The sequence below is a fragment of the Anabaena sp. FACHB-1391 genome, from assembly GCF_014696755.1.
Lineage (GTDB): Bacteria > Cyanobacteriota > Cyanobacteriia > Cyanobacteriales > Nostocaceae > Dolichospermum > Dolichospermum planctonicum.
Genome location: NZ_JACJQS010000016.1, coordinates 1 through 25,925, shown reverse-complemented (window position 1 = coordinate 25,925; position 25,925 = coordinate 1). Strand labels below are relative to the sequence as shown.

Below are 25,925 nucleotides of genomic sequence, written 5' to 3'. Positions count from 1 at the left end.
ATAAGATCTATCCATCCAAAAATACAATGATATGAGCAACAAAAAACTAGTATCCTCCCCAGGTCAAAACTTAAAGACCCTTTATGAACAAGTTTTTGAAAAAGTTTATCCCCACATAAACGGTCATAAAAAAGGAATTCTCTTTACAGTAATACATTTAATAGTTCCAGAAAATGCCCAAGAAATTCTCTCATTATCAAATATTAGTGATAAAGCATCGGTAGAAGAGGACTTATCTATATTATCTGACATCATTGATATTTTTGTGAGTACGCCAAATGGTAAAAAACAACAGATCACAGCACAGTTCCAAGAAGTCTTTAACAACTTACTGGATTTGAGTAAATATGAAAATAATGATCTCAAGCTATTTCAAATTGTTGTGATCGGATGTTTAATTGTAGGAGTTTCTGCTTGTCTTTCATTTCTCAGAAAAGCACAACAAAGCCCTAAAAATATACCATCAAATATACCATCAAATATACCATTAGGTAACTCTTCACCACCACAAAAAAATCCTCAATCCTTGTGTTTGGTCGTACCGGCTTCGGTATTAGGCGGAAATATCAAAGAAAATTATCCCATTAATATCTCTGAGATAGGAAAATTAATAGATAATTCTGCATATTTTCTCTGTATAGAACCAGCACAAGCAGATACTATACAAAATCAGCTAGAATTAACTGAGGAAAATATTACGAATGTAAGTGAACAAAGAGAAGTTTACATCAGAATTAATATTGCTGATGCAGAAGAAATCATCGGAAAAAAATTTCCATATATTTTAAAGAGATATCTTCCTGCTAATGGAATAGGTGTGGTGAGAAAAATAGCTTGTCTTAAATATTTATCTGTATCTGGTTTAGACGAATTTAACCGCATTTTTTGAAGAAATTTATCCCGTTATCCCGACATAAAAAATGAAAAAAAGGAGTCTTAGGTTAAGTGATATATTCAATAGTTCTACAAGAATCGGCGACAAAAATTTGCTCATCATTTGGTATTGTTAGTAAAGCATTATTAAGAGATAACCTCTTGAGTCTTTTTGTGAGTACGTCAAATGATCAAAAACAACCCCCTAACAACTTACCGGATTTGAGTAAATATATGGAAAATAATGATCTCCCATTACTGATGATTGTTGCAGGATGTTTAATTGTAGGATTTGCTGCTTATCTTATATATCTTCAGCAACCACAAAGTTCTAAAACTATACCATCAGGTAAATTTTCACCACCACAAAAAAATCCTCAAACTGTATCACCTGTATCCTTGTGTTTGGTTGTACCAGCCTCGGTATTGGGAGGAAATATAAGAGAAAATTATCCTATTGATATCTCTGATTTAGAAAAATTAATAGATAATTCTGCATATTTTCTCTGTATAGAACCAGCAGAAGCAGATATGATACAAAATCAGCTAGAATTAACTGAGGAAAATATGACGAATGTAAGTGAACAAAGAGAAGTTTACATCAGAATTAATATTGCTGATGCACCAGGAATCATGGGAAAAAAAGTTCCATACATTTTAAAGAGAAATCTTCCTGCTAATGGACAAGGTGTGGTGAGAAAAATAGCTTGTCTGAAATATCTATCTGTATCTGGTTTAGAAAATTTTAACCGCATTATTTAAGGAGTATCTACAATGGATTGGAAAACAGCATCTTCCTACTATGAAACCCGTTTAACCGACGCTTTAAACATCCAAAGACACGCGGTTAATTTAGCCAACTTACCTCAAGCAGAAGTTCCCCCTAAATTAAAACAAATCCTATTACAAGAAGCACAACCCGCACGTCGTCAACTGGAAAGACTCAAAAAACGGGAATTTCGCATTGCAGTAGTCGGGTTAGAAAAAGCCGGGAAAAGCACTTTTGTGAATGCTTGGTTAGAATGTGACTTACTTCCAGCGAAGGGAGGAAGATGTACATTTACTACCACACAAATTTATTCGGTTGAACATGAATCAGAACAAAGATTAGAAGTACAAGCAAAGACAGAAGCTGAATTTATCAACTTACTCAAAGAATTAGAAAAAGCTCAAGCTCAAGAAGATATTAATACTATTCGCACCAATGAAATCACTTTACAAGAAGTGAGACAAGAAGGAAATCTAACATTTCCATTTACGAGATTAGAGGATATTCGAGAACCTTTAAAAAAGTATGTAGCAGATGAAAAATATGCTCATGCTGTGTTAGAAGCGAGACTTTATACAAACAAACTTGCACAAGCGGAAGGGATTGTATTTTATGATGTTCCTGGTTTAGATTCTGGTTTAGCAAAGCACGTTGACGAAGCTCAAGAAATGTTATCAGATTGTGATGCTGTGATATTAGTACAGCGTTTTACCAGTCTGCGAGAAAAGGAATTAGAAATCATTAAGTTTACAGAACAGGGAGATAAAAACGTCACCGTTGCTGATAAATTATTTGTATTTTTAAGTCGCATTGATTCATTAGGTAGTGCAGAAGCAATGAAAACCCACATTCAAGAAGCTGCTCAAGATTGGTTAAAACGGGCAAATTTACCAAATCATAGAATAGTTTCTGGTTCTGCTGGTGCATATTTGCTATTAAATAATATCGCTGGAGAACAAACTAAATTAGAAATAGGAGATACTCATGTTATTCAATCTCATTTGCAGAGATTAACAGGTATTGATGATGTGGAAATTCTCAAAACAGATGCTACTGGTATGCCGATAATTAAGGAGAAAATCTTTGATTATATTAATACTGAAAGAGTCGCTATTTTAAGGAAACGGTGTGAAGCTTCTCTAAATACAATTATTAGCACATCTGAAGAAATTTATCGTTTAGTTAGTAAAAATCATCCAGAAAATCCTGAACAGGCCAAGCTATTTGCAGAAAACAATCAACGGGTTTTATTTGCAGAATGGTGGAATCAAAAATGGTTAATCATTAAAGCTGATTTACAAAAATATTATGATACCTATGTTGTTAATAAAGCTGTAGAAGATTTAACTGCTAATTCCTTAACTCAAATAGAGAAGTTTCGAGAAGGATATCTGGAAATCGTTGATCAGGAAATGCAGAAACTCCGAGGGGAAACATTTAAAAAGAAAGATACTATCTTTTTGGCTAATTCTAATCCTGAATTTGATAGAATGAAAGCTAACTTTGCTTGGAGAGAGGATTTGTATAATGATATAAGTAGACTTTTATCTAATATTGCTAGACAATTGGCTTTAGAATTACAACATGAATCCTTAAACTTGGTTACATATATGACAAGTTTATTATGGGGAAGTGATCAAGTAAAAGCTAGGTTAATTGAAAATTCAGAAGATTATTTTTTAGCTAAATTGGAAAATAGTCTCAGTGTTTTATTTTTGCGGTTTGCGCGGCCTGTCGCAGAAGCATTAATTAGAGGTCCTGTTAATAGTGACACTCGCAATAAAATCATTAAAGGTCTGGGGGTAGATATTGAAATTGTTGACAATTATTATAGTGGTAAAGAACCTGCTTATAGTCTTCTGAAAAGATATGTCAAATATGGTGCAGATTTACTTTTTAACTTAGAAGTTCGTCAACAAGTATTGGGAATAACGGGAACAGTAACAGGAATAGCAACAGCAGCTATTAATAATGAAATACCACAACAAGCGGTAATTTTTGAAGTGGAAAATGATCTTAATGCTTTTGAGGAATATTTAAAGTTTGCAATTTTTAACGCTGCTAGTTTTGAATCCTATTGTATTCAAGAACTCAAGGGTTTAGTTGATAGTTTTCGAGAAAAGGAAGGTACTTGGACGGGGGTAGCTTTGAATGAATGGTTACAAGGAAATCCGCTTTTATTAGCGGAGATACCAAATAATTTAAATCATTTAAAATCACAAGCATCTAATTTAGAAGTTAGTGAAAGATTACGACAATTATCTATTGCTTTAAAAAGTAAGTAAGTGGGCGTTAAAAATTGTCGTTATGACAAAGGAACTCTTAACAGGGAACTCTTAACTGGGAACTCTTAACTGGGAAGGGGCTTCGCCGTGAGCGTCAGCCGAACGGTTTTGAGCAACTTTACTTTTCGTTACTGATGTCGGTTTTTTTCCGTTCACCTACTTAGCTTTAAAAAGTAATATTATGGAGAATGGGGGAAAGAATATCCAAAAAACATTAATATGTCAACAAAATTTTTTACTAATAGCGAAGAAAATACCCTAATTAACAAGTTTGCAGGGGTGTTTACATATAATCCTCATATTCAATATTTTGATGCTTTGGTAGGATATTTTAGAGCATCAGGTTATTTTAGGATTAGACCATTTTTAGACAAAGTTCCCCAGATTAGAATATTAGTAGGAATTAATGTTGATCAAATGCTGGCTAATGCTCAAAAATCAGGGCTGGAATTTTTTAAACATGAGGAAAGGACAAGAGCAGATTTTATTCGGGAAATTCAAAAAGATATTCAAAGTGCTAATTATGATCAAGAGACTGAACAAGGGATTTTACAATTTATTGATGACATAATTCAAAACAAAATTCAAGTCAAAGCACATCCAGAAAAAAAGATGCACGCGAAGGTTTATATTTTACGTCCTGAACCATTTAATCAACATACACCAGCTACGGTCATAACTGGTTCTTCTAATCTCACAGATGCAGGTTTGGGTGGGGGAAATTTTTATAATTATGAGTTTAATGTGCAATTAACGGAATATGAGGATGTGCAATTTGCGACTACGGAATTTGAGAAACTTTGGGTTGAATCTGTTGATATATTACCAGTTGATATTAAAGATATTACTAAAGAAACTTATTTGAATGCAGAAACCACTCCCTTTGAATTATATATAAAATTACTGAGTGAATATTTTAGTGAATATGTTGGTGATCATATTAGTTATGATGCTGATTCTATTGGTGATTTACCGGAAAATTTTAAAAAACTTTCTTATCAAGTTGATGCTGTAAATGAAGGTTTTAATATGTTGATCAAGCACAATGGCTTTATCTTAGCTGACGTGGTGGGATTAGGTAAAACGGTAATCGCAGTTATGGTAGCTAAAAAGTTTTTAATGGAAAATGGCAGAAACAATACAAAAATATTAGTTGTTTATCCTCCAGCAGTAGAAAAGAACTGGAAAAACACTTGCAAATATTTTAATATTGACAAATATACCAAGTTTATCACTAATGGTAGTCTTGATAAGATATTAACACAACATGAAGATTATTGGAACAAGGAAGAATATGATTTAGTGATAGTTGACGAAGCCCATAAATTTCGTCATCATAAAACTGGTGCTTTTCAAAACTTGCAATTAATTTGTAAAAGTCCCAGAATAAATCAGGGTTTAATTCCCGGTAATCAAAAAAAAGTAATTTTAATATCTGCGACACCTTTAAATAATCGTCCAGATGACATTTATTATCAAATTCAAATGTTTCAAGACGCTAGACAGTCAACCCTACCAATTACAAATTTAACTGCTTTTTTTAATCCTTTAATGGAACAGTATAAAAGTTTGAAACGATTTGAAGAATTAGATGTGGATAAGCTCAGAGCAATTTATGGAGAAATTAGGAGTAAGGTAATTGAACCTATTACTATTAGAAGAACTAGAACAGATTTAGAAAATATTATTGAATATAAATTAGATTTAGCAGCGCAAGGAATTATATTTCCTCAAGTAAAACCACCTCAAAAAGTGGAATATCTTATGGATGAAAAATTAAATGAGTTATTTCATAAAACTGTGATTTATCTGACTGGTAAGGAACAACTGACATATAAACTTACATATAGTCGTTATCAAGCTATTGCGGGGTTAAATCCAGAAATTCAAAGTAAGTATTATGAAAATGCGGAAACGGTTTCTAAATCTTTAGCATTTATCATGAAAACCCAATTAGTGAAAAGATTGGAAAGTAGTTTTTATGCTTTTAAAAAATCATTAACTAATTTTCAACAAGCAACTAAGAGAATGATTACTATGTTTGCTAATGATAAAATATTTATAGCTCCTGATACTAATATTAATAAGTTGTTAGATAAGGGTTGGAGTGAGGAAGAAATCGAAAAAGAAATTGAGAGACTAAGCGAAGAAAATCCTAAAAATCAAACTTTTAAAAGTACGGATTTTAAACCTGATTTTATTGAAAGTTTAAGGAAAGATGCTGAAATTTTAAGCGAATTAGTGGAAGATTGGAACGCAATTGAAAATGATCCGAAATTAGATGTATTTATTACTAAATTAAATAATCTGTTTTTTGATAAAAAGATGAATTTAGAAGGTAAATTGGTGATATTCTCTGAATCAAAGGATACTGTTGATTATTTGTCCCAGGCTTTAAAGGCTAAATTTCGCAAAGATGTCTTGGTAGTTTCTAGTGAAAATAGAAAACAGCTTTATGATACTATTGTTAGTAATTTTGATGCTAATTGTGCGGTGGATAAACAGGTAAATGATTATAGTATTATCATGACTACAGAGGTTTTAGCAGAAGGTGTAAATTTACATCGTGCTAATGTGATTATTCACTATGATACACCTTGGAACTCAACTAAGTTAATGCAAAGAATTGGCCGAGTTAATCGCATTGGGACAAAGGCCAATGCAATTTATAACTATGTTTTTTATCCCTCAGCACAGGGAGATTCACAAATTCAGTTAAACAAAACTGCTTTGATGAAAATTCAGGCTTTTCATACTGCATTTGGAGAAGATAATCAAGTATTCTCTACTGAGGAAATTTTAGATGAAGTTAAACTTTTTAGCGGGAATTATCAGGAAGAACAAGACGAAAGATTAAGATTTTTGTACTTTTTAAGAAACTTTAGAAAAAAACATCAAACTTGGTTTGAGAAAATCCAAAAAATGCCGTTAAAATCGAGAGTAGGTAGAAATTCCACTGCAATTAAAAAACCTGCTTTACAAAATGGTACAATTGCTTTTTTAAAGACAGATAAAAAATTTGAGTTTTATTGGATAGATAGTCATAACCAACCCAGAGAGATTACACCCTTAGAAGCATTTAAAATATTTGAAGCTGATGAAAACGAAAAACCTGAAGAATTAATCGCTAACCATCATGATCACATCAATAACGCTATCAAGCATTTTGAAAGGATAGAATATAACTTAGTACAATCACAAATAGATCCAGAAGCGTTCGGAGGTGTAGCCCAAAATGCTAAAAAGTTCCTGTCTCAAATTATTAATCATCCTAAAATTATGGAAAAACAAAGGGAAAATATTAAGAAAATTATCATGTTAATTGATATAGGAAAATACACTAATTTACCTGCGGATGTTGACAAATTACAAAAGAAAAAGTTAAAATTAGATGTAGCTATTTTGGAACTTGATAAAATCGCTGAAAAATATAGTCTAGATTCAACCAATTTCCTAAAAGGAGAAAAAAGAAAAGTTGAGAAACCAGTATTAATTATTTCTGAATCTTTTATATAATCATCTTACCCCTTTTCTAATATGGTGACAATACAATTAAGACAATTAACAGTACCACCAGGACATAGAATTATATTACACAAAATTTCTTGGCCGGAATTTGAAGAAATATTAACAGAATTAGGAGAAAATCGTGGGAGTAGATTAGCTTATTATCAGGGGAATTTAGAAATTAAAATGCCGTTACTTAAGCATGAAGTAGCGAAAGTTATTATTGGAGATTTAGTGAAAATTATCCTAGAGGAGTTAGAAATTGATTGTGAATGTTTTGGTTCAACTACTTTTAAATGTCAAGATATGAATAGTGGTATAGAACCAGATGATTCATTTTATATTCAAAATCATCTACAGATGATTGGTAAACAAAAAATAGATTTAACTATTGATCCTCCTCCTGATTTAGTCATAGAAATTGATGTTACTTCCAAAACACAATTAGATGCTTATTTAGCTTTAGCAGTTCCTGAAGTATGGGGATATGAAGATGATAAATTATACATTAATATTCTACAAAATGGTAAATATATAGAATCAGAAGTTAGTCCTAATTTTCCTAATTTACCAATTTTGCCAATAATTCCTCAATTCGTTCAAGAAAGTCGTATTCTTGGGAGAAGTCCTACTTTAAGGAAGTTTCGACAGTGGATAAAACAGCAATAAGAAAGAATTAAACCTGCGAATATAATTCGGTGCTACACAAACAAAGTTTACCTACGTGAACTAAGAAATGAATGTAATTAACCTATACCAAAATTATGAAAAAACAACAAATCCAAAACCTATTTAACCAACCCTACAACCAAGCTAAATGGAAACAATTTCTAGGACAAACATTTGCTAACGTACAATTATTATCAACCCCTGAAAACTTGACAGGTATTGATGATCATGTGGCTACCAATGCTCAAAAATTAGGCTATATATTACTTGACGAAAATGGTATTGATAGACAAATCGCAGTTTATGAAGTCACCCTAGCAAATGGTATTATCTTAGAACGAAATCGGGTAGGATTAAGAAATTTATTGCGTAAATATTGGCAAAATATTGATGCTGCTTTCATTGTTTATCATCATCCAGAAAATACAAATTGGCGTTTTACCTACGTTTCCGAATTAACAGGTTATGACCCAGAAGGAGAATTTATAAAAATCACCACCGAACCTAAACGCTATACTTATATATTAGGTGAGGGTGAAAGTATTAAAACTGCGGTAGAACGGTTTGAACGCATTATTAATAAAGGTAATAAAGCTACTTTAGATGATATCAAAGAAGCGTTTTCTGTAGAAAAACTTTCTCAAACATTTTTCCAGGAATATAAAAAACATTATGATATATTCTGTAAATATATCATTTCCCAACCAGGAATTTACCAAACTATCTTTAATGGTAATGAAAAAACTATTCGTGATTTTAATAAAAAATTATTGGGAAGGATTGTCTTTTTATATTTTATCCAGAAAAAAGGCTGGTTAGGTGTCCCAGAACATGAAACTTGGGGAAATGGTGATGATCATTTTTTAACTAATCAATTTCAGAATTTTACCCATAAAGAACTTTTTTATCAAGATTTTTTATCTGTGTTATTTTTTGATACTTTAAATACAAAACGTCCTCAGGATTTAATTCAACTTGGTGAAAATCAACTTTGTAGAATACCCTACTTAAATGGGGGTTTATTTGAGGAAGATAATCGAAATTATCGTAGTTTAGTTTTTCCTGACTATTTATTTGCAAATCTTTTTAACTTTTTTGATCAATATAATTTTACTATCTATGAAGATGATCCTGATGATCATACTATAGCTGTTGACCCGGAAATGTTAGGTCATATTTTTGAGAATTTACTGGAAGATAATAAAGATAAGGGTGCATATTACACTCCGAAAGAAATTGTCCATTATATGTGTCAGGAAAGTTTGATTGAATATCTGACTACTTGGTTTGAAAATCACGGTTATGAAGTTATTACTGATGCAAGTTTAGCTAAATTTGATGCATCTAAACAAATAAATAGGACATTAATTGAAAAGTTACTGAAAAATAAATTAGATGATGATGATCAAAAGTTAATTAAAAAGTATGCTGCTGAATTTAATCAAGCTTTGGATAAGGTAAAGATTTGTGATCCTGCTATTGGTTCTGGTGCTTTTCCTATGGGTTTGTTACATGAAATATTTACCGCAAAACAAACTCTACATACCTTGGAATTTGGGAATACGACTAATTTTGATGGTGCGGAAGTGAAATTAAATATTATCCAAAATAGTATTTATGGGGTAGATATTGAACGGGGTGCTGTGGATATTGCTAGATTACGTTTTTGGTTGAGTTTAATTGTAGATGAAAAACAACCCAAAGCTTTACCTAATCTTGATTATAAAATTGTGGTGGGTAATAGTTTGGTAAGTAAGTTAGGTGATGATATTATTGATATTGATTGGGAAATGAAGGATGTTAAACAAGGTAGTCTTTTAGTTGATGTTTTCCAACCGGAAGAAATTCTCAGGAAAATTAGTGAGAAACAAAAGCAGTTTTTTAGTCCTGATAGCGATAAGAAAAAATTAGCTGTGGATATCCGTAATTTGAAAGTTGATTTGTTGATAAGTCAATTGGAATTGATGATTAAAAGTAAGGGTATGGAAACTAAACCCACTGGTAGGGGTAAAGCTTTAACTAAGCAAACGGAAATTTATTTACAAACTGTTGGTTGGAAACAAAATATTCGGGAACTTAAACATTTAAAAGATCATCCTGATCTGTTTCTTAATTTCTTTGATTGGAGGTTAGATTTTCCTGAAGTCATGAATCAGCAGGTTGTGGAAAATGTGGGTTTTGATATTGTTATTGCTAATCCTCCTTATGGTGCAAAATTAAGTACATTAGATATTAAGTTTTTTCAAGAAAAATATCAAATAAAAACTTCTGAAACTGCAATACTTTTCATTGAAAGAGGTATTTTATTGACTAAAGAAAAGAGCATAAAAACATATATTCTTCCCAAATCATTCACTTTTGCATCAAATTATGCAGACATAAGAGATTTTGTTGAGAAAGAAATTTCTTTGATTGCAGACTGTGGAAAAGCATTTGAAAATGTAAAACTTGAAGTTTGCATTATTTCTATACATAAAGGTAAAATACTAAATAACTATCAATCAATCTTATTTAAAGCTGATAAATCTTTTAATTTTATGGGTAATATCCACAAAAACTTAAAGACAAAATTTGGGCTTTTCCCCAATGGAATTAATAATAGTGAACTCATTATTGGTAATAAGATTTTTGAAAAAAGTAATTTTCTCAATGATATTGCTGATAATAGTAGAGGGGAAATTGGATTACAAAAACATTTAGTTACAGAAGGTAAATATGCAGTTATAGGAGGTAAGGAAATTAATAAATATGGAATTAGAAATATTAAAGGATATATCAATGATGCCATTTTAATTAGTGAAAAAGCAAAAATTAATAGAAATTCTGTGCTTGTACAGAATATTGTAGCCCATATTAATAAACCTTATGAACATATTCAAATTATTAGCTGTATTTCTGAACAAACTGACCTAATTTTAGTAGATACTATTAATCAAGTTACCATAAAAAAAGATGAGATATCATCTAAATATATTTGGTGCTTATTAAATTCAAAACTTGTAAATTGGTATGTCTATCTTTTTATACTTGGAAAAGCAATTAAAACAATACATTTTGATAGTCCTGTAACGTCGCGTATTCCTATTATGTTAACCTGTGAAAATGTCCAAAATATATTTATTAAAAAAGCAGAAGAAATTATAACCCTCAAATCTCAAGGTAAAGATACCACTGCATTAGAACAACAAATAGACAATATGGTTTATAAACTTTATGAACTAACTTATCAAGAAGTGAAAATCATAGACCCCGAATTTGCACTAACAGAACAAGAATATGCAGAGATAAAAATAGATAAGTAAGGTGCTTTGCTACTGCATACAGCACGTTCAGATTGAGTGAGGTATACTTTATGCGGGCAAGATGCCCGCACCACAAGAGTTTTATCATTAATATCTGTGCTTCATAATGCCGGGAACTGCTGTAAATTATATCAATAAATAGATTTATAATATCTGACGCATCCTACATAGTTTGACGAAATGCTATAATATCGAATCATCACAAATATCACTGGAGATGAAAATTATATGACTCTGACAATTGACAACGTAGAAAAAATAGAACAAATATTAAAAGATGATGATAACGACTATCAAATAGAACTACAAGAAGGGAATATTTTAATTATGGGTCCATCGGATATAGAATCTAGTGAAATTGGTGCTGAGTTCATATATTTGCTAAAATTATGGACTAATCCTCGTAAATTAGGGAGAATATTTGACTCCAGTGGTGGGTTTATTATGCCAAATACTGATTTACGCGCTCCTGATGTTTCCTTTGTTTCTGCTCAAAGATTAAAACGGACTGTGAGAGATTTTGGGAATTTAGTTCCTGATTTAGTGGTAGAAATTAAATCAAAAACTGATAGAGTTTCTAAATTAGAAGATAAACTCAAATTGTTTTTAGAATTAGGTGCTAAGGTAGCAATTCTTGTTAATCCTGATGAATTAACTGTTACTGTTTATCGTCCTGATGGGAAAATGACATTATTAACAGAAGATGATAAATTAACTGTAAGTGAATTATTTCCTGGTTGGGAAATTGCTATTTCTGAATTATGGCCTCCTGTATTTGAATAAGTTCTGAATAAGTGTTTATATAGCGAATCCCTGTCTAATGAAGTACACACCAATTTATTCCCTGTTCAGAGTTCCCTGCTCAGAGTTCCCTATTCCCTAATCACCAACAAAGTGACAAACTTAGTTAAAATATTCAACTAACCTCAAAACAGAAACACACCGAAAACTCATGGTAGATCAAATGCAGTGGACAAATGCTTTATCAACCCGTTCTTCTTTAGAAGCGGCTATTAACGATGTCGTAGAACAAGCTGTGGCATCTTTAACAGCACCAGCGGATTTAGGGCTGGTATTCATTTCTTCTGCTTTTATGAGTGAGTATACAAGGCTTTTACCTTTATTGGCAGAAAAACTTTCTGTACCCGTATTAATTGGTTGTAGTGCAGGGGGTGTAATTGGCAGGAAACAGACTGGAAAAACGGAAGAAATAGAAGCAGAACCTGCCCTAAGTCTGACTTTAGCCCATCTTCCGGGTGTAAAAATCCGACCTTTTCATATTTTAGCTGAAGAATTGCCAGATTCCGATAGTTCCCCCAATGCTTGGATTGATTTAGTGGGTGTACCACCGTCACCAGTACCCCAATTTATTCTCTTGTCCAGTCCTTTTGGTTCAGCAACTAATGATCTATTGCAGGGGTTAGATTTTGCTTATCCAGGTTCGGTGGTGGTAGGAGGACAGGCCAGCAGTGGCTTTATAAATGGTCCTGTGGGTTTATTTTGTAATGATAAGTTATGTCGAGAAGGTACGATAGGTATAGCTTTAACTGGCAATATCGTCTTAGATACTATTGTTTCCCAAGGTTGTCGTCCCATTGGTCAACCATTACAGGTCACTAAAGCGGAACGGAATATTATTTTAGAGTTGGATGAAAAAGTGCCTTTGATGGTATTGCGAAATTTAATTAGTAGTTTGAGTGAAGAAGATCGAACTTTAGCACAACATTCTTTATTTGTCGGTTTAGCAATGGATGAATTTAGAATGAATTTACATTCGGGGGATTTTTTAATTCGGAATATTTTGGGGGTAGACCCTAAAGCTGGGGCGATCGCTATTAGCGATCGCATTCGTGCCGGTCAAAGGTTACAATTTCACTTGCGGGAAGCGGAGGCTTCGTCCCAAGATTTAGAAAATCTACTCCAAGAATATCAAAATGAAAATGAAAATACTAGTCAACCGTCTCCCGTCGGGGCTTTAATGTTTACCTGTTTAGGACGAGGGATAGGACTTTATGGCCAACCTAATTTTGATTCCCAACTTTTTAGCCGTTATCTGCATGATATACCCGTGGGTGGCTGTTTCTGCGGTGGTGAAATCGGTCCTGTCAGTGGTAGAACTTTCCTGCATGGTTATACTTCCGTATTTGCCATTTGTCGTTCTCTTGAAGAATAGGTGACAGGTGACAAGGTGACAGGTGACAGTAAAGAGGTGACAGTAAAGAGGTGCTACGCCACGGGGACAGGTGACAGGTGCTACGCCACGGTGACAGGTGACAGTAAAGAGGGGACAGGTGACAGTAAAGAGGTATTAATGACCAATTAAAAGCGTACTGTGATTATCAATGAAAGCTGTGTTCCCACCATTAACCGCGCTATATTCTTCGATGTAACGACGGACATGAATGGGGAAGTGTGGATATTCTAGCATAGCATCACCATCGGCAATGGTCGCCCAAAAATCCCGTAAACCGGGTGCTAGTGTTTGTGCCTGGTCTAATGGTAAACTCAGGGGAGGTAAAGTTAATAATTTGAGTACAAACGGATAGGAGCGATCGCCCATCCATTTTCGTGATAGTGTTTGTAAATTGGGAAAATCTGGTAATGATTCTACACGATGAGAAACAATTTGTAAAGATTCCCTACCTAATTCGTCACGGTTAAATTCCAATACCCGATAGGGATGAGGATAGCTGACTAAAGAACCAGTTGTAATATCATATATCCCTTGGGAACAGGCGATATCTTGAACGTGCAAATGTCCTGTAAATACTAACTTAATTCCATAGTCTTGTAATAATTGCCTCAGTTCTGCTGCATTCTCTAGCATATAACGATTCGCCATGGGATGACAAGACTGATTTGGTAAATGTTCAACCACATTATGATGAATCATTACCAAAACTAAATCATCCCCAATTGCTGCTAATTCCTTTTTTAACCATTGAAGTTGTTGATTATCTAACCTGCCTATTTGCTGACCTTGATCATTAAATGAGTTAGAATTAAGACCGATTAATCTCACTCCTGGGAATATCTGACGATTATAATAATGTTGTTGAGGATTTTCATAACCAAATTGTTGATAATAATAGGGAAAATCTGCAAAACCAATGGATTGTTCATTAGCCATCAAAACAGGTATATCATGATTACCAGGAATCACGTAAGATGGAAAAGGTAATTGAGATAATCTATTTTGTAACCATTTGTGATTTACTGATTCACCATGTTGGGTTAGGTCTCCAGGGATCAACAAAAAATCTAAATCTAATTGGGTTAAATGTGCTAAGACACTATCAAAAGCCGGAACACTTACCTCTACCAAATGAAAACGACTAGGGTGATCCCAAATAGTTTCAGGAAGCGCAATGTGTAAATCGCTAACTATAGCAAACCGAAAATTGAGTTTCATTGGGTTAAGAAAATGTTAAAAATCTAGTTGGAAAAAATTATTATTCTCAAAGTATAACCTTGACTGTGTATACTAGTGTGGGAATATTTAGACTTAATAATATTTGTATACATTTGTTAAAGATTTTTATTTTTGAGGAGAGTAAATTTTGTCACCTGTTCGAGTTCGTCAGCACGTTAACCCCCTTGCGAGTAAATTTCAAACCCCAACCGCTTCTCCAGACTGGGAAAGTATTTATACACAACCAAACCTACCACTACATTTAGATATTGGTTGTGCTAGGGGTAGATTTGTGTTGAAAATGGCGCAAATAGAAGCAAATTGGAATTTTTTAGGCTTAGAAATTCGAGAACCGTTGGTAGTAGAAGCCAATAGAATCTGTGAGGAAATGGGGTTAAAAAATTTACATTATATGTTTGCGAATGTGAATAACTCCCTAGTTTCCTTGTTATCCAATTTACCTCCAGGAAGATTACAAAAAGTGACAATTCAATTTCCTGATCCTTGGTTTAAAAATCGTCACGCGAAACGTCGGGTAGTCCAACGGGAATTGGTAACAGAATTAGCCAATTATTTAGCTGTGGGTGGTGTTGTTTTTCTCCAATCTGATATACAATTTGTAGCAGAGGAAATGTGCGATCGCTTTGACGAACATCCTGCATTTGAAAAGCTAGGAACAACAACATGGTTAGCAGAAAATCCCTTTCCAGTTCCCACGGAACGGGAAATAGCCACCTTCAATAAGGGTGAACCAGTATATAGGGCTTTATTTAGAAAAAAGATTACTAATGATTAATATCTGTACTTCGCGTTTCTTAATGATGTCAAACACATCATAGCCTCCTCCTCGCTTGCGGGGAGGAGGTTGGGGGTGGGGTTTGAAACTTACAGCAAGTAGCTTTGAGTGAGGTACACCTTGTGCGGGCAAGATGCCCGCACCACAAGAGTTTTATTATTACAGCAGATTTCATCTTCATGAGGTAGGCTTTTAGCGGGCAAGATGCCCGCACCACAAGAGTTTTATTATTAATATCTGTACTTCGCGTTTCTTAATGATGTCAAATACATCATAGCCTCCTCCTCGCTTGCGGGGAGGAGGTTGGGGGTGGGGTTTGAAACTTACAGCAAGTAGCTTTGAGTGAGGTACACCTTGTGCGGGCATCTTGCCCGCACCACAAGAGTTTTATTATTAATATCTGTACTTCATAAGATCGGGAACTGCTGTAAATTAACGAATTAAACCAGCACGTTGAAAAATGGTATGAGGAGTTATTTCTAATCCTGGTAATATTTCATGAGTGATAATTTGATGTTCTCGAAAAGTCACAGGAAGAGAAGATTGTGTAAAAACAGTGATAGTTTGAGATATTGTATCTACTATCCACACTAATAAAATCCCCCCTTGGAGATAATAAGTGGCTTTTTCAATCATATCTCCAAAAGTCTGACCAGGAGAAATAATTTCCATCACTAATTCTGGTATAACAGGACAAGCTTCATCTTCAAGCCAGTCAGCAGCAAGACGGTGGTAGGAAACATAAGTTAAATCAGGGACGGGTATCCAAATTTGTTGATTTTTAGTTAATTTGATAGCCCATTCCACAACAACACGACCTTTTGCTTGCGCCCATGTAGATAATAATATAAATATTATAAATAATGCTCCTGTGGTTGAGCCATGAAAAAATTTAGGAGACATTTGCTGATTTTTATATTTAGGTATAGCTTCACCGTCAACAAACTCATAAGTAGTATCATTTTCAGGAAGTGCGAGAAATTCTTCAACGGTCAGTTTAATTTTTAGTTGAGTCATTATGGGACTCCTATTTGATTTTTGAAAGTTAGGAATTTCATATTCCCGACTTATTTAAGAAGTCGGGGATATTGTTGTTAACAAATTATTGAGGATTCCTATATTTAATTTTAGTTATCAAAAAACAATCCTCGCAGTTTAAATTAAGCGCCACGTTTTAGTGATGCTTCTACTTTTTTAAATTCTGCATCTAGGCGTTTTTTGAGTTTTTCAGGAACGGGACGGTTAGGATAAGAACTATAATGTCCCGCAAGGGAGTTGAGGGCTGTTCTCATGGTTGTAAAAGAGCTAAGACTCGCAACAGCGCTATTTCTCTGGTAACGGGCTGAAAAATCGTTAATTTTTAGACGGGCTTCTGTTTGTAGGGCGGCCTGTTCAGGAGAACCTTGTGGTAATTCTATAGCTTGTCTCAAGGTATTGACCACAGCTAAGGTATCTTGACGATAATCCCCAGTTAAACTATCAAGACTACCACTACAACCAATTAAGCCGATAACTAAAACTAACACTAAAGAAAGCAGACGCGACCAATAGCTTTTCATAAGCATTAAGTAAAACAACTAAATCAACGTCTATCCTATCTTGAATCGGTATAGTTACTAAAAATTATTAGTTCTCCCCAATTGTCTATTTTCCATTTTCCATGACTCGATATAAAGTATCTCGTTGTTGGTAAGGTCTGTTTATAGATGCTATGGCGTTCTGTAAAGTTTCTACTTCCATACAAGTACCACCTATAGCCCCAGCCATGGTGGTAATATGTTCTTCCATTAAAGTCCCACCAAGATCATTACAACCCCAATTTAAGGCCGTTGTAGCCCCAGCCAGTCCTAATTTTACCCAACTTGGTTGATGATTGGGTATATAATTTCCCAGGTAAATTCTGGCGACAGCGGTTAACAGCAGGGAATCAGTTAACACTGGTTGATCCCTTCCTACCCGTCTGCGTAAGGATTTGGGCGCTTCTTGTCCCACAAATGGTAAAACAATAAATTCCGTAATTCTAGCAGGATATCCTGTTTCTATTGCCTTTTGTTGGAGCGATCGCAGTTTTTGTAAATGTCCAATTTGTTGTTCTGGAGTTTCAATATGTCCAGATAATATGGTACTGGTAGTAGGTACACCTAATTGATGGGCTGTACTGACAATTTCTAACCAAGTTGCTGTATTAATCTTTTCTGGACATAATACCCGTCTCACATCATCATCTAACACTTCTGCGGCTGTTCCGGGCATAGAACCGACACCAGCATCCCGCAAAGCTATAATGACATCAGTATAGGAAATTCCGTCTAATCTGGAGATAAATTGGATTTCCTGGGGTGAAAAAGCGTGTAAATGTAAGTGAGGAAATTCGCTTTTGATGGTTTCTACCAGTTTCAGATAGTAAGGTAAAGACTTGTCATTTATTCGCGCTTCTGGGTGTAGTCCTCCTTGCATACAGATTTCAGTTGCTCCTCGACGCACTGCATCTGTAGTTTTTGACAAAATCTGCTCCCAGTTTAACCAGTAAGCATCTGGATCACCATCATCCCGGCGAAATGCACAAAAACTACAATGTTGTTCACAAATGTTAGTAAAATTAATATTTCGGTTAATAACGTAAGTAACCGTATTTCCAGCCTGTTTTTGTCGTAATTGGTCTGCTGTAGCTTGAATTTGTGTAATTGCTTCTAGACTGGTCTGTTTTAATAAAAATACCGCATCATTCGGGGTTATATCTTTATCTGTTAAAGCAGACTCAAGAATAGAATCAACAGTTATATTAGTCATTGGTGATCAATTAAATATAAACGACTTATTTAAGTTTTATAATAAATTGAAAGGAGAACCAATATCAATAGATAATATTGATGAAGTGAAATTTAACCCAAAACTCCTTGACACAAAATACCTAAGATCTTGTTTAACTCCTGAATATAATAATTATTCAAATCAATAAATATATCAGTCCCTTGCAACTTTAAGAATTTCCAAATATCTCCTGTTGTCACCGCCCCATAAATAGTTTTAATTTCATTACCTTCCTGTTCATTAAACAACTGTGCTGCTAACATTGCTGCTGCACATTGACCCAAACCACCTTTAATATTTTCATTTTTAGCTTCTACAATAATTAGTACAGGAGCATTAATTGTTAACTGTTCCTTAGAACGACTGATAACAAAATCACAATAACCATTTAAACCTCTCTCAATATCAACATTAAAATCTGTACCAGAAAATAAACTAATTTGATAATTAGCTTTACGCCTTACTTCTAATAAAATTGGCGTAATAATCATTTCTGAGCGTGCTTTTTCCGTATTTATTGCTAACGCGAGTTCTGTAGTTTCTTCTAAAGTGTTAGTCAACTTTTCGCTGATTTCTATAGGTTCTACGGTAGCAAATAAATCAGCTTCTTCATTAATTGTAATATGAAAATTATTCCTAAACTTAGTTAAGCTAAAATCACTATAAGCCATTGCTCTTACCTAATTATTTTCAACAGGTTATCTAAAATTTAAAACTTCTTTAATTATAGCAGTATACTTTTCACCGAATAGGTGCATCTTTACCCTTAATCTCAATATCCCTTTGTTTTGATCATATTAAGTGTATGATACTCTATGGAAAATTAAGCTTTATACAGACAATTTGGCAATTTAAGATTTACCACGTAGCTTATGAATACAAACTCATCAAATTCCCTATTATCAGTTCCCTGCGGTGCATTGAGAATTTCCGAACTGACACCAGACCCTAAGAACGAAAACAATATCATGCTGCTATCTGTAGTAATTCCTACCTATAAAGAGCGTGATAACATTGAAAATGTAGTTAATATCTTGAGTGGGTTATTAGATCAGACTATTCCTGGTAATTATGAACTAATTGTAGTGGATGATGATAGCCCAGACCGCACTTGGGAAGTAGCGGAAAATCTCATCCCAGATTATCCCCAATTGCGGGTCATGCGTCGTCAAGAAGAACGGGGACTATCTTCAGCGGTAATTCGTGGCTGGCAAGCGGCCAAAGGGAGTATATTAGGTGTAATTGATGGAGATTTGCAACATCCTCCAGAAGTGCTAACACAATTATGGCAGAAAATTGAACAGGGAGCAGATTTAGCAGTAGCTAGTCGTCATGTCGAGGGTGGTGGTGTGAGTAGCTGGAGTGTAATTAGACGCTTTTTATCCCGTGGGGCGCAGGTATTGGGACTAGTAATTTTACCAGAAGTTGTGGGTAGAGTATCTGACCCAATGAGTGGTTATTTTATGGTAAGACGAAAGGCGATCGCTAATACTACACTTAATCCCATAGGATATAAAATTCTTTTAGAAGTCATTGGCCGGGGACAAATTGGGGAAATTGGTGAAGCTGGTTACATTTTCCGGGAACGCACAGAAGGAGAAAGCAAAGTCACTTGGAAACAATATGTAGACTATATTCAACATTTAATCAGATTACGGTTATCTACTGGGAGAATAGGAAAAATTAGTCAAAAAGTCAACTTTCCTGTTGGGCGATTTCTTCGTTTTGGTGCAGTAGGATTGAGTGGCGTATTTGTGGATATGTTAATACTTTATTTACTAAGTGACCCCACAACCCTAGCCTTACCATTAACACGCAGCAAAATTTTAGCAGGTGAAATTGCTATTTTCAATAATTTTCTGTGGAATGATGCTTGGACATTCGCTGATGTTTCTATACAGCAGAAGGGCTGGAAACCCCGGATCAAACGCTTTATTAAGTTCAACGTTGTTTGTTTGGCTGGGTTAGTTTTGAATGTGCTGATATTGAATTTAGTGTTTAATTATCTGATTCTTAATCGCTACATTGCTAACTTTATAGCGATCGCAGTGGCGACAATTTGGAATTTCTGGGTTAACCTAAAACTAAGCTGGCGAGTTACAGAAGTCAAGTAAATCCATTAGATATCTGCGGTTATCTGCGGTTATCTGCTGTTATCTGCGTTCAATAATTCTTCAATTTGTAGACTTAACTTTTTGCTTTTGATTAAACAAACCGGACATACTCATACCCGTCACCAACAAATTAAACAATCCCAAGCCATTTAAAATTGGATAAGCGGATGATTATTAATGATTATGAATATCTGCGTCGCCAAACTTTGAGTCCTTCAAACCACAAAATACTAAACACCCCAGAAATAAGACTAACTAATAAATCATCAAAATGCAGAAAAGAGAACCGAAATAAATGGCGTAACAAAGGAACATAAAGCACCAGTCCCATAAACACCACACCACCACTCAATACCCACCAAAGTGCTGCATTAGGAGTGTGTAACATTTCGGGAATAGTCCGCGACCAAGAACGATTAGTTAATATCATACTCAAGTTAGAGACAATGAGAGTAGTAAAAGCTAGAGTGCGGGCATCAAATTCTCCATGTCCAAAATAAAAAGCCACAGCAAATACAACCAGTAGCACCACCAACACACTTACCCCTTGCAGGAGTGCCAATTTCAAAGTCCGACGGCTAAATAAGGACTCTCTAGGATTACGTGGTGGACGGTGCATGATATTGGTTTCTTCTGGCTCGGCCTCAAATACTATAGTACAAGCGGGGTCAATAATTAAATGTAGAAAAGCAATGTGAATAGGTAGTAGCACCAGCGGCCAATGAAATATGACCGGAATTAGAGACATCCCTGCAATGGGGATATGAACGGCCAAAGTATAAGCCATACCTTTTTTCAGGTTATCAAATACTCGCCGTCCCAGCCTGACAGATTGGACAATGGCAGAAAAATCATCATCTAGCAATACTAAATCCGCAGATTCACGGGCGACATCTGTTCCCCGTTCACCCATAGCAATGCCAATATTTGCGGCTTTTAAGGCTGGGGCATCATTTACGCCATCTCCGGTCATAGCGACGATTTCACCGCAGCGTTTCAGGGCATTGACAATCAGTAATTTTTGTTCTGGAACGACCCGGGCAAAGATATTCACGGTTTGAATTTGAGAGAGTAACTCAGCTTCTGGCATTTTTTCCAGTTCTGCCCCGGTAATCACTTCTGTGGCAGGTTTTAGCCCAATTTGGCGGGCAATATTTTGGGCTGTGGCGGGGTAATCTCCTGTAATCATCACTACTCGTATACCAGCGGTGTAGCATTCGGCAATGGCCGGGGCTACAGTTGGGCGCACGGGGTCGGCCATACCTAGCAGTCCCAAAAAGGCAAATTCAAAGTCATGTTGGGCTTGGGGAAGAGACTTGAGGGTTTTGTTTTTTTGATGTTGTCCAATGACTTTTGCTACACCTAAAACACGCAAACCAGCCCTGGCCATTTGATTAATCTGCTGTTGCAGGTCTTGGATTTGTTGGTCATTAAAATGACATAAATCTGCGATCGCTTCGGGAGATCCTTTAGTAGCAACTATTAATTTATCCTCTGGTGATTGCCACACACAGGACATGGCCAATAATTGACCTGTGAGGGGATATTCCCGCAGTATTTCCCAGTCTTGATGTAAATGTTCTGTTCTGGCTAAATAGTCATCACCCACTTGTTTCAGGGCTTTTTCCATGGGGTCGAAGGGGTCTTTGCGACTGGCTAAAATGCCAAATTCAATTAATTCATGGAACGTTTCTGGTAGCGCTTCTTGTTCATGGAGGGCAACATCGTAAAATTGCGGTGTTAAGGTTGTAGATTCATATACAAATAACTGCTGAACTGACATCCGGTTAAAAGTCAGGGTTCCGGTTTTATCTACACAAAGAACAGTCGCAGAACCCAGTGTTTCTACCACAGGGACACGCCGAGTTAAAACCCTAGCTTGGGAAAATCTCCAAGCCCCCAAAGCCAGGAAAATTGCCAATACTACGGGAATTTCATTAGGTAAAATTGCCATAGCCAGTGCCAAACCTGCCAAAACTCCCTGTAGCCAATCGCCCCTAGATGCACCGTAAATAACGATCACAGCCACGCAGATAGCGATCGCTACAAAGGTCAATTTACTCACAATTCTGCGAGTTTCCCGTTGCAGAACCGTGTCTTCCTGTGTTACAGTTTGCAGGGCTTTACCAATTTTCCCCATTTCTGTCTGCATACCCGTAGCATAGACTTGGGCAATTCCTTGACCTTGAACTATCAGGGTTCCCGAATAGACAAAAGGCAAATCTTCACCACCGGGACGGTGCTGTGTGGTGCTTCTGATAGTGTTTTCTAAATCTGTGGTATCCCTGACAGATTGCTTACGAACAGGTAAAGATTCCCCAGTTAATAAGGATTCATCAACACTCAAATGGGTAGACCATATCACCACAGCATCTGCTGGAACTCTATCACCTTCCGACAAAACAATCACATCTTCACGAACTACTTCCCGTCCCGCAATGCGTTGACGTTTTCCATCACGAATGACTAATGCACGGGGACTAGAAAGATCCCGTAGTGCTTCCAGTGATTTTTCTGTTTTTTGTTCTTGGTATAAGTTAATGCCGACAATAAAAAAGATGAAACCTAACAAAATTAAAGCTTCCTGAGCATCACCCAAAAATAAGTAAATGATACCACAGCCTAATAAAAGCAGAAAAATTGGCTCTTGAAAGATTTCCAGGGCAATTTCCCAGATTTGACGATGTTGGGTAGATGGTAACTCATTATATCCTTCTTGTTTGAGGCGATTACCTGCGGTGAGTGCAGATAATCCCCTAAGAGATTGAACCTCAATTTTATGAGTCATGATAAAAGCTGATGATCATGCTGCGCTATTAAAGACGATACCAATATCAGTATCCGCTACTTCCATAACTACAAAATCATCCCATGTCAGGATTTTTATCGTGACTAGAATGCCATTAGACAGATATTGTAAAAGACATTTGGAGGCCAGAGATGGGAAATTAAATATGCGTTGCCTATAAAGCTTAAACTAGGTTGATATGTGCTTGACGTTAAATCATCACAGCAAAATTACCAAATCATGATCATTTTATAATCCTTCCAACTGAGATTTTTTGTCGGTAGACTGGTATCATAAGTATGCCAAGCCTGCACTCAAGCAAGGATCATATTAACAAAAGATAATGGTTAATTTTGCGAAAATCTCTATCAAACCCACAAATTGGCATTTTTTAGGATTAGTTATCTGGATAGTACCATTACTGATTTTTAATAATGGGGAACACAGTCTCATCGCTCATGATGAAACTACTTATGCTATACGCTCTCGATGGATGCTAGAGTCTGGAGATTGGATCACACCTCAATCTTGGTCAGAACTTGCCTATGAAAAAACACCAGGATTTTATTGGATTTTGGCATCTATTTACAGAGTATTTGATATTAATGAGGTCACATCTCGACTACCTTCCCAAGTTGCTTCTGTTTTAAGCACTTTCCTAGTTTATGAAATAGCAGCAATATTGTTAAATAAACCCATAGCTTGGTTGGCTTCGGCAATTTTATCTATATCTTTTCTGTGGTTACAAGTTAGTAGGTTAGTTGCCCCAGATATTATTACTATTTCTATTGCTCTTTTTGGGATTTACTGTTTACTAAAAGCAGAATTAAATCCTAAATATCGTTCTTATTGGAGTTTTGTGACAGGATTTAGTTGGGCATTAGGGTTTTTAATCCGAGGTCAATTAATATTTGTACCGATAATCAGCCTACTACCTTATTTAATTTGGGAGCATCGCCGTCATAAACATCTTTCCAGTCCAATGTTATATATAGGATTTGCCATCGGTTTAATTCCTACAATAACTTGGTTTTGGTTAAGCTGGCAACATCATGGATCAATTGTTTTTGAACAATTCTTTGCTTTGGTAACTAGGATAGCTACAGAAAAGCGTAATGATCATTCGCCTTTATATTATTTATGGAACATACCTCTTAAAGCGTTTCCTTGGCCGTTATTTAGTATTTTAGGAATATTTTTAGTTAGCAGTCTTCCTGTGGCTCGAAATCGGTTAATATTAGTTATTTGTCCTCTAATTATCTTAACTGAAATTAGCCTAACCTCTACTCGTTTACCTCATTATGCACTTATGCTCTATCCTTGGTTATCAATACTAGCAGGATTTGCATTTGATTGGCTAAGTAAGATTTATAACCAGAATATCAAGACTACGAAATATGCCTTTTTACCTCGCAATTTAAGTTATATATTTGGTGGATTAGGTGGATTAATCTTGATCATTGGCATAATATTTTATATAGGTATTTTGCCAATTAGTGTTAGAGATGGAGCAGAGATTAGAAGCTATGCTCCAATAGCTTTAGTCTTAGGAATAGGTTGGTTAACATTACCAATAATTTGGATTACTCGTCATCATTTTGGTCAGAAATTTCTCACAGCTAATTATTGGTTAGCTAGTTGGTTAGTTCCGACTTGGCTTGCTCTAGCTGTGGCTGGTAGTCAGGGTTTATTAAGTAACTATAGTCCTGATGTTAAATTATTTTTGCAGCAGCCAGAAGTTAAATCTGTACTAGAAAATAATTCTATTAATTTTGTAGTGCAAACAACAGAAACTATGACAACTGGGGGTGATAAAGCTCTATTATTACTAACTTTCTATACACCTCATTGGGGACAGCGATTTAAAAAAATTTCCGAAGTGCCTGAAGGAAATTATAGCTGGGCAAGTCCAGAACCTTCCATAGGGTTATCTGCTATGGAAACTCAGATAGCCACTTTTCGGGATTGGAAATTAATTCAATTAGGTAACAATTAAAATAAAGTCGGGGAGGAGATTTGGTTTCTCAGGAAGTTTGTATATAAGAATAAATTGCTGGTAAGTACCTGGGCACTGTTGCACATTTGGGAAAACAATAGAAATCTCTGTATCTCTTGTCTGTCACCTTTCCTGAATATGAAATTTATTTTGCACGACTACTTATATTCCGAGAATCATTAATTCCCCGATGATGTGTCCCTTGCTATGCTGCTTATTCAGCAACCTTTTTAACTTCTTTGTCGCCCAAAACAAAACCCCCACTAAATAAATAGAGGGGGTGATGTGGTTGTAAAAAATAAACCTGGCATCGAGCTATTTTGACATGGGGCTACCCCCAAACTATCGTCGCCGCAGCAGCGTTTCACCTCTGAGTTCGGGAAGGGATCAGTGTGGTTCCACCGCGCCATAGACACCAGGAAAGCCTATTGGGTCCTTCTATCAACAGATACCCTGAAGACTGCATTTAAGAACGAGAAATCACAATAAGAATTAAGAATATAGAGGTCAAGCCCTCGGTCTGTTAGTACTCCTTTGCTACATACATTACTGTACTTCCACATAGAGCCTATTAACGGGTGTTCTGCCCGTGACCTTACCTAC

The 25,925-nt window shown here is 35.4% G+C and carries 17 protein-coding genes and 2 rRNA genes; 11 read left to right on the top strand and 8 right to left on the bottom strand.

Annotated elements, in window-relative coordinates; all coding sequences use genetic code 11:
• The first annotated feature begins 31 nt into the window (after positions 1–31).
• The 8 genes from H6F62_RS09710 (at position 32) to H6F62_RS09675 (ending at position 13,578) form a co-directional block, all read left to right on the top strand.
• Entirely contained in the window at positions 32–889 is an 858-nt protein-coding gene (locus H6F62_RS09710; RefSeq protein ID WP_190371918.1) for a hypothetical protein, read from the top strand.
• Positions 890–1,107: 218 nt separating this feature from the next.
• Positions 1,108–1,635: a hypothetical protein gene (locus H6F62_RS09705; protein WP_190371917.1), complete on the top strand. Its 528-nt coding sequence runs from the start codon at positions 1,108–1,110 to the stop codon at positions 1,633–1,635.
• Positions 1,636–1,647: 12 nt separating this feature from the next.
• Positions 1,648–3,927 carry a dynamin family protein gene (locus tag H6F62_RS09700; RefSeq protein WP_190371916.1) on the top strand — a complete coding sequence of 760 codons (2,280 nt, stop codon included), beginning with the start codon at positions 1,648–1,650 and terminating at the stop codon, positions 3,925–3,927.
• A 219-nt stretch (positions 3,928–4,146) separates the two neighbouring features.
• Positions 4,147–7,443, top strand: a complete 3,297-nt coding sequence (locus tag H6F62_RS09695; RefSeq protein WP_190371915.1) for a helicase-related protein — start codon at positions 4,147–4,149, stop codon at positions 7,441–7,443.
• A gap of 21 nt (positions 7,444–7,464) precedes the next feature.
• Entirely contained in the window at positions 7,465–8,103 is a 639-nt protein-coding gene (locus H6F62_RS09690; RefSeq protein ID WP_190371914.1) for a Uma2 family endonuclease, read from the top strand.
• A 95-nt stretch (positions 8,104–8,198) separates the two neighbouring features.
• Positions 8,199–11,405, top strand: coding sequence for an N-6 DNA methylase (locus H6F62_RS09685; protein WP_190371913.1), 3,207 nt, complete (start codon positions 8,199–8,201; stop codon positions 11,403–11,405).
• 228 nt (positions 11,406–11,633) lie between these two features.
• Positions 11,634–12,188 (top strand): Uma2 family endonuclease, encoded by a 555-nt coding sequence (locus H6F62_RS09680; RefSeq protein WP_137907657.1) that lies wholly within the window; start codon positions 11,634–11,636, stop codon positions 12,186–12,188.
• A gap of 169 nt (positions 12,189–12,357) precedes the next feature.
• Positions 12,358–13,578 (top strand): FIST N-terminal domain-containing protein, encoded by a 1,221-nt coding sequence (locus tag H6F62_RS09675; RefSeq protein ID WP_190371912.1) that lies wholly within the window; start codon positions 12,358–12,360, stop codon positions 13,576–13,578.
• Between the two features lie 135 nt (positions 13,579–13,713).
• Here the strand turns inward: H6F62_RS09675 and H6F62_RS09670 are convergent, their stop codons facing one another.
• Entirely contained in the window at positions 13,714–14,817 is a 1,104-nt protein-coding gene (locus H6F62_RS09670) for a metallophosphoesterase (protein WP_190371911.1), read from the bottom strand.
• A 148-nt stretch (positions 14,818–14,965) separates the two neighbouring features.
• On the opposite strand from H6F62_RS09670, the gene trmB reads away from it, so the two are divergent.
• Positions 14,966–15,613: a tRNA (guanosine(46)-N7)-methyltransferase TrmB gene (gene trmB / locus H6F62_RS09665; RefSeq protein ID WP_190371910.1), complete on the top strand. Its 648-nt coding sequence runs from the start codon at positions 14,966–14,968 to the stop codon at positions 15,611–15,613.
• A gap of 432 nt (positions 15,614–16,045) precedes the next feature.
• Here the strand turns inward: trmB and H6F62_RS09660 are convergent, their stop codons facing one another.
• The 4 genes from H6F62_RS09660 to H6F62_RS09645 all read right to left on the bottom strand — a co-directional run bounded on the left by H6F62_RS09660 (position 16,046) and on the right by H6F62_RS09645 (position 19,095).
• Positions 16,046–16,630 carry a Uma2 family endonuclease gene (locus H6F62_RS09660; protein WP_190371909.1) on the bottom strand — a complete coding sequence of 195 codons (585 nt, stop codon included), beginning with the start codon at positions 16,628–16,630 and terminating at the stop codon, positions 16,046–16,048.
• Positions 16,631–16,773: 143 nt separating this feature from the next.
• Positions 16,774–17,172: a photosystem II protein Psb27 gene (gene psb27, locus H6F62_RS09655; RefSeq protein WP_190371908.1), complete on the bottom strand. Its 399-nt coding sequence runs from the start codon at positions 17,170–17,172 to the stop codon at positions 16,774–16,776.
• 85 nt (positions 17,173–17,257) lie between these two features.
• Positions 17,258–18,403 carry a 7,8-didemethyl-8-hydroxy-5-deazariboflavin synthase subunit CofH gene (gene cofH, locus H6F62_RS09650; protein ID WP_190371907.1) on the bottom strand — a complete coding sequence of 382 codons (1,146 nt, stop codon included), beginning with the start codon at positions 18,401–18,403 and terminating at the stop codon, positions 17,258–17,260.
• 92 nt (positions 18,404–18,495) lie between these two features.
• On the bottom strand, positions 18,496–19,095 hold the full coding sequence (locus H6F62_RS09645) for a hypothetical protein (protein WP_190371906.1): 600 nt from the start codon (positions 19,093–19,095) through the stop codon (positions 18,496–18,498).
• A gap of 201 nt (positions 19,096–19,296) precedes the next feature.
• On the opposite strand from H6F62_RS09645, the gene H6F62_RS09640 reads away from it, so the two are divergent.
• Positions 19,297–20,538, top strand: a complete 1,242-nt coding sequence (locus tag H6F62_RS09640; protein WP_190371905.1) for a glycosyltransferase — start codon at positions 19,297–19,299, stop codon at positions 20,536–20,538.
• Positions 20,539–20,719: 181 nt separating this feature from the next.
• Here the strand turns inward: H6F62_RS09640 and H6F62_RS09635 are convergent, their stop codons facing one another.
• Positions 20,720–23,326, bottom strand: a complete 2,607-nt coding sequence (locus H6F62_RS09635) for a cation-translocating P-type ATPase (RefSeq protein WP_190371904.1) — start codon at positions 23,324–23,326, stop codon at positions 20,720–20,722.
• Between the two features lie 343 nt (positions 23,327–23,669).
• On the opposite strand from H6F62_RS09635, the gene H6F62_RS09630 reads away from it, so the two are divergent.
• Entirely contained in the window at positions 23,670–25,322 is a 1,653-nt protein-coding gene (locus H6F62_RS09630; protein ID WP_190371903.1) for a glycosyltransferase family 39 protein, read from the top strand.
• 302 nt (positions 25,323–25,624) lie between these two features.
• Here H6F62_RS09630 and rrf read toward each other — a convergent pair.
• Positions 25,625–25,742 (bottom strand): 5S ribosomal RNA (gene rrf, locus H6F62_RS09625).
• Between the two features lie 83 nt (positions 25,743–25,825).
• A 23S ribosomal RNA gene (locus H6F62_RS09620) occupies positions 25,826–25,925 on the bottom strand; the annotation flags it as partial.

Coding starts and splice junctions, on each gene's coding strand:
- H6F62_RS09630 (WP_190371903.1), top strand. CDS start 23,670: ATGGTTAATTTTGCGAAAATCTCTATCAAACCCACAAATTGGCATTTT.
- H6F62_RS09690 (WP_190371914.1), top strand. CDS start 7,465: ATGGTGACAATACAATTAAGACAATTAACAGTACCACCAGGACATAGA.
- H6F62_RS09680 (WP_137907657.1), top strand. CDS start 11,634: ATGACTCTGACAATTGACAACGTAGAAAAAATAGAACAAATATTAAAA.
- H6F62_RS09710 (WP_190371918.1), top strand. CDS start 32: ATGAGCAACAAAAAACTAGTATCCTCCCCAGGTCAAAACTTAAAGACC.
- psb27 (WP_190371908.1), bottom strand. CDS start 17,172: ATGAAAAGCTATTGGTCGCGTCTGCTTTCTTTAGTGTTAGTTTTAGTT.
- H6F62_RS09670 (WP_190371911.1), bottom strand. CDS start 14,817: ATGAAACTCAATTTTCGGTTTGCTATAGTTAGCGATTTACACATTGCG.
- H6F62_RS09640 (WP_190371905.1), top strand. CDS start 19,297: ATGAATACAAACTCATCAAATTCCCTATTATCAGTTCCCTGCGGTGCA.
- H6F62_RS09675 (WP_190371912.1), top strand. CDS start 12,358: ATGGTAGATCAAATGCAGTGGACAAATGCTTTATCAACCCGTTCTTCT.
- H6F62_RS09635 (WP_190371904.1), bottom strand. CDS start 23,326: ATGACTCATAAAATTGAGGTTCAATCTCTTAGGGGATTATCTGCACTC.
- H6F62_RS09645 (WP_190371906.1), bottom strand. CDS start 19,095: ATGGCTTATAGTGATTTTAGCTTAACTAAGTTTAGGAATAATTTTCAT.
- H6F62_RS09695 (WP_190371915.1), top strand. CDS start 4,147: ATGTCAACAAAATTTTTTACTAATAGCGAAGAAAATACCCTAATTAAC.
- H6F62_RS09700 (WP_190371916.1), top strand. CDS start 1,648: ATGGATTGGAAAACAGCATCTTCCTACTATGAAACCCGTTTAACCGAC.
- H6F62_RS09660 (WP_190371909.1), bottom strand. CDS start 16,630: ATGACTCAACTAAAAATTAAACTGACCGTTGAAGAATTTCTCGCACTT.
- H6F62_RS09705 (WP_190371917.1), top strand. CDS start 1,108: ATGGAAAATAATGATCTCCCATTACTGATGATTGTTGCAGGATGTTTA.
- cofH (WP_190371907.1), bottom strand. CDS start 18,403: ATGACTAATATAACTGTTGATTCTATTCTTGAGTCTGCTTTAACAGAT.
- H6F62_RS09685 (WP_190371913.1), top strand. CDS start 8,199: ATGAAAAAACAACAAATCCAAAACCTATTTAACCAACCCTACAACCAA.